Below are 5,170 nucleotides of genomic sequence, written 5' to 3' on the forward strand. Positions count from 1 at the left end.
TCTATTAATTATGAATTAAGGTATAATTAAGAAAACTTTGCTATAATTCATAAATATAATAAGATAATCTATTTTGAAGTAAGTCAGGAGGGAAAAATTAAGATGAATATGGAAGAAAGCTTAAATAAAAGTAAGTATGATAATTATTCAAAAGAAGATGGTAGCTTAAATATAAAAGAAAATATTAATTATTTTACCATAGAAAAAGACAATAGAACTAATTGTCCTAAATGTGAAAATGAAGTAAGCAGAGAAGACATTTATTGTAATAATTGTGGTGAAATTTTAGAAAATATTAAAAGTAAAAGAGAAAAATTTATAAACCAGCAGGGTGAAAAAGCTAAATTTAAAGATATAGCTTCTAGCTTTGACTTAATTAATGGTTTAAAAGCATCAGGACTAGCTATTGTTATATTATTTGTTTTATCTCTAATAATTAAATTCATGTTAGTTGGAAACAATAATCAAATTAGCGAATTAATAAACCCACTACATATTATGTTGTTTAGTAATTTAGCAAATGTAAATATTTTCATGTCTCTTTTTATGAATAGTGCTCAGTCAAGTGTAAACTTTGGTTTTTTAATTTTATTAATATTGCCAGTAGTATCATTTATACTATCATATAGTATATTTATGAAAAAAAGAAATACATCTTTTATAACTCATGTGAAAAATTCTTTAGGAGTAGCAATAATTTACGCCCTTGTATTATGTGTGATATCTAAAGTATCTCAAGTAGAAGTTAGTTTATCTAATGGGGTTAACCAATATGGATATGGAATTTTCTTTAGTTTTAGTACATTTAATGTTTTATTTAAAGGGTTCATAATAGGATTTATCTCAGTGTTATTTATGGGACTTAAAAAAGAATATGAAAAAGAAAATATGATTGCAGGAGTATTAAAAATAGCTTTAAAAACTATTTTTATAGGATATATACTAATATTAATAATATCAACAATACTATATTTTGCAAATGTAAATTATATTTTTGATTTAGGGTTAAACTCTTATACAGGAGATATATCTTTAGGTGTTGTTTTAAGCCAACTTGCAATATACTTATGGGGATTTGCAAATTTAATACCTGTAAGCCTTGGTAGTGGATCATTGTCAATATTATCTTTGTTTAATTCGAATATTTCCTTAGATTTAATGTTACTTCTAGGAGCTATGATTGCGCTATCTGCATTAATATTTATCATAGTTGGATGTAAACTAGAAAGTAAATATAAAAGTAAAAATATAAAACCAGTAATAATATTTAGTGGATGTTATGCAGTGATTATAGCAGTAATTGGTGTTCTAACAACAATATACATAGGAGATAATGCTGCATCAATGTTAACTTCTTTAAGTGCTATACAAATGGGGTTCAACTTTATAACAGGAATGATTATTTCATTTATATATAGTTTAATAATGACTTTAATAGGCTATAAATTAAATATTTTTAATTAATTTTGGAGGAAGAAAATGAAGGATATGAAATTATCTAATATACAAAAAGAGTCAGAAAAAATAAAAATAAAAAAAAGTATAAATGACTGTGAAGATTTAAAAGCACAGGTATTACTAAAATTAGGAATAATGACCTTTGATAAAATAAGAAAAGGTGAAATAATAGATATGGATTTTGATATTTTATGTGATGAGATAAAGAATCTTGATATAGAAATATATACAAAGTATATGCAACTTAGAAATTTTGAAAAAGAAAGTAAAAAAACTACTTGTCAATGTGGTTATGTTGCATTTAAAAATGAAAAGTTTTGTCCGCAATGTGGTAAAAGTTTAATTGAGGAAGAAAAATTATATATAACATGTGAAAATTGTAATGAAGAAACAGAAAAAGATTCTAATTTCTGTTCTTGTTGTGGAAGTAAAATAAAACAAGAATTCACACACTATGAAGATGAAGTATATTGCATGGATGAAGGTGAAAGATTAGAAGAGTGCATATTGGAAGAAGAAATACCAGAAGTAGATATGGTAGAAGAAGATTTTGGGAAGGAATTTTTAAAACAACAAGAGGAATTAGCTGTAGAAGATAATAATTTAGAAAATGATATAGCGATAAATGAAAATAAATCAGAAGAAGAACCAATAGAAATAGAAGGAAGAGAGTTCTTAAAAAATCATCAAAATCATATATAAGAATAAGCAAATAGGAGATATGAAAGAGTTAGAAATTAGCTTTTTTATATCTCTTAAATTATGTTATATAAAGTTTTATTTACAATATTGTAAATGAAACTTAAGAGAATATAAAAATTGTAAGAAAATTGATGCATTTATTAGGATGAAATGATTAAATTTATATGTTAAAATATAATGGTAGTTAAAAATTTTGGAGGGATAATATGAAAAAAAGGAAAGCAAAGTCAAACAGTGAAAATAAGTATGATACTTTTAGTATTACTATGGAATTAGAAAGACCTTTGCTTTACAATGATGAAAACAATACGGAAAATAATAATAAACAAAAAAAAGAGGATAAGTCAAAAATAATAAAAAGAAGAATTATAACTCTTTTAACTGTATTAATTATATTTGTAATAGGTTTTTTCATATGGTTAAGTAATGGATATTCTTTACAAGCAAATGACATGAAATATTTACAAAGTAATTCTAAAGTAGAGGTTACTGTTGACGGAAATTACACATACTTTACTCCAAAGAATGTAAATGCAACAAAAGGGTTTATTTTTTATCCTGGTGAAAGGGTAGACTCATCATCTTATGCAAAACTATGTAACAATGTTGCAAGTTATGGATATAAGGTAGTAGCTGTAGATATGCCTTTTAATTATGCTAACTTTGGAAAGAACAAGGCAACAAAAGTTATTGAAGATAATCCACAGATTACAAAGTGGGTTATAGGAGGGGACTCCATTGGAGGAACTGTTGCTTGTGAATATGCTGTAAACAATAAAAATGTTGAAGGTATAGTATTAATATCATCATATCCTAGAGAAAATATAAGTGAATTAGGTTTTAAGGTATTATCTCTTTGGGGAAGTAAAGACAATGTTGTAGATTATAAAGAGTTAATTAATTCTAAAGAACAACTACCAAAAGATACAAAATATGTAGAGATAGAAGGCGCAAATCATTCTCAATTTGCAAACTATGGCATGTATAGTGGAGATGAAGAAGCTTTAATTAGTAGTGATGAACAAATGGATATAACAGTGAGAAATATAGTTAATTTCTTATATAATATACAATAAAAAGAGTTTGCATTTAGCAAACTCTTTTTACATACTAGGACATTATAATATTTTTACACTTGTGAAGAATCTATAGGATTAAGGAATACCAACGATTGTAAAATTGTAAAAAGTATATTTTGAGCAACGGAGTTGCCTAAAGTGTTAACGAAGGCATCTCGTTGGCGATATGAGCGAAGTGAATTTTTGTTTTGAAGAATTTTAATCCTATATTTGTTTGTAAAGGCCGATATTCTCCCATTTTCCTTTTTTTACATCTTTTTTAAATCCATCTGCAAACCATTGAAGATCTGTTTTTCTAATTGATTTAAATAGAATAAGCATTATAAAGTAAATAAATAAATCTAATACTATATTTATAAAAATTGAATTTTCAATATGTAAACAATAAAGAATAATCTTTGTTGCATAGCTAGCTAAGGTTATGGATAAAGCTGGTTTTAAAATCCAATCCAATATGTCAAATTTAAGTTTTGTTACTTTTAAGATCTTTATTACGCCTAAAGAAGTATTAAATGTTGTACTTATGAATAATACTAATACAAAACCTTTGATACCATATCTAGGTATCAAAAAAGTTATTGCACTGATTCTTACAAACATATCAATTATATTATATTTTAAAGTTGTGACTTGTAAGTCTAGAGCATTTAAACTACCATCAACTATTTTATCTAGGTACATAAAAGGAATTAAAGGAGCTAGAATTCTTAGCAAATATCCAACTTCTTCACTTTTATAAAGTCCAACGCCTAGTTCATTAGAAAAAATAATAAATATTCCTGTGGCAAATACAGCAATAAGCATTGTAAATTTAATAACTCTAGAAATTATGTAATTTACTGTATTCTTTTTATTCAATGCATTGGCCTCTGCAATTTCTGGAATAATCAATGTAGAAAATGATGCTAAAAATATAGACGGAAATACTAATAGAGGCATTACCATTCCTTTTACCATACCAAAAATTGATAAGGACATGGAGCTAGAAGAACCATAGAGCCTTAGAGATTTTGGTATTAAAATATCTTCCACAGTTTTTAAAGATGTTTGTATGTATGCACTAAAAGCCAAAGGTATGGCAACTCTTATAATCTTAAAAAATGAATACTTATCTGTAGTGTTTTTACATAGTGTAATATGTTTCTTTTCAAATATGTACAATGTATAAGAATAAAAGGCAGAACAGATATTTCCAATAGAACTACCAACAGCAATAAGAGCGCAAGTATAATCTAATCTTCCTGTGGAAAAAGATGTTATACATAATGAGACAATACTAATCATGACTAAAGTTTCAATAATATCGGCGCTAATACATTTTACTACTTTTCTACAACCATAGAAGTAACCATTTAAGCAACAAGATATTCCAACAAAAGGTAAAGAGCAAGATAGAATTTTTAGTGGTATAATTGCCCTTTCATCTTGAATCCACGCTATTGATATAAATTCTGATAAGTTAAATAGTAAAATTCCTGTTAGTATACTTAGGAATAAAGTATAAAAAAGACCTTTTATTATTATATTTTTTACTAAATGATTATTACCTTTTCCGAGTTCTTCAGCTACAAGCCTTGTCATTGTAACCCTAATACCAGAGATAGCCAGTGTTTGACATACAACATTAATACTCATAATAAGTTGAAATAAACCCATACCTTCCGCACCAATTTTATTAGACAAATAAACTCTAAAGGCCATACTTATAAAACCAAGAGTCATAGTGGAGGCTGTGAGCAATATGACGTTTATCAGTAAGTTTCTTCTCTTCATAATTATCTCCTTGTAATAATAGAAAATATTAATGTATAAAAAGCATAAAAATAGGATAGATCAAATTTGATCTATCCTATTTTTATATTTAATGAATTTTGGTTTTCTACAAACATTTGTTTTGATTTTACTTGAGCAAATAAGTTTAATCCATATCC

General features: G+C 26.2%; 4 protein-coding genes. 3 read left to right on the top strand and 1 reads right to left on the bottom strand.

What is annotated here, in order from left to right; all coding sequences use genetic code 11:
* The first annotated feature begins 102 nt into the window (after nt 1–102).
* The 3 genes from NSA58_RS15745 to NSA58_RS15755 all read left to right on the top strand — a co-directional run bounded on the left by NSA58_RS15745 (nt 103) and on the right by NSA58_RS15755 (nt 3,236).
* A complete protein-coding gene (locus NSA58_RS15745) occupies nt 103–1,464 on the top strand; it encodes a zinc ribbon domain-containing protein (RefSeq protein WP_074429633.1) in 1,362 nt (453 codons plus the stop codon).
* A gap of 15 nt (nt 1,465–1,479) precedes the next feature.
* Entirely contained in the window at nt 1,480–2,160 is a 681-nt protein-coding gene (locus NSA58_RS15750) for a zinc ribbon domain-containing protein (RefSeq protein WP_052232836.1), read from the top strand.
* A gap of 206 nt (nt 2,161–2,366) precedes the next feature.
* A complete protein-coding gene (locus NSA58_RS15755) occupies nt 2,367–3,236 on the top strand; it encodes an alpha/beta hydrolase (protein ID WP_257560663.1) in 870 nt (289 codons plus the stop codon).
* Nucleotides 3,237–3,443: 207 nt separating this feature from the next.
* Here NSA58_RS15755 and NSA58_RS15760 read toward each other — a convergent pair whose 3' ends face one another.
* The gene (locus NSA58_RS15760; RefSeq protein ID WP_074429634.1) at nt 3,444–5,012 is read right to left on the bottom strand and encodes an oligosaccharide flippase family protein; all 1,569 of its coding nucleotides are present in this window, start codon (nt 5,010–5,012) and stop codon (nt 3,444–3,446) included.
* Nucleotides 5,013–5,170 lie beyond the last annotated feature (158 nt).

It is taken from the genome of Terrisporobacter muris (genome assembly GCF_024621905.1).
In the GTDB taxonomy this organism is placed as follows: domain Bacteria; phylum Bacillota; class Clostridia; order Peptostreptococcales; family Peptostreptococcaceae; genus Terrisporobacter; species Terrisporobacter muris.